The organism is Salinarimonas soli, assembly GCF_008386575.1.
Classification (GTDB): Bacteria; Pseudomonadota; Alphaproteobacteria; order Rhizobiales; family Beijerinckiaceae; genus Salinarimonas_A; species Salinarimonas_A soli.
Window position 1 is genome coordinate 1 of the sequence record NZ_VUOA01000166.1, and the last position, 337, is coordinate 337.

Below are 337 nucleotides of genomic sequence, written 5' to 3' on the forward strand. Positions count from 1 at the left end.
GTCTTTATTCATCTTCAACTTGACAATCACACACTTTGAAGGGTGAATGCCGACATATGCTGTTGCACCATTGGCCTTTTCTCTTTGAATCCTCTCAATGTATACAACAAACTTTTTACGATACACCTGCATCACTTTGCCAACCTGTTGGCCTTTGTAGTGTCCACGTACAACCTGAACTTCATCGTCTTTGCGAATAGGCATGGATTTTACATTGAATTTTTGTCTTAGTTCCTTAGACAGGGGAGAGGACATCAACACTCGCCTTATATGTGAAGGAGCACTGAAATGCCTCTTCCTGTTTTTCCTTCTTGAGGAAGTCACCTGCTTGTTGAAC

At 41.8% G+C, this 337-nt stretch carries 1 protein-coding gene; it reads right to left on the reverse strand.

The window, feature by feature from the left end:
- A partial coding sequence (gene rplX, locus F0L46_RS27750) for a 50S ribosomal protein L24 (protein ID WP_276315631.1) occupies window positions 1-324 on the reverse strand: 324 nt, incomplete at its 3' end.
- Between the last annotated feature and the right edge of the window lie 13 nt (window positions 325-337).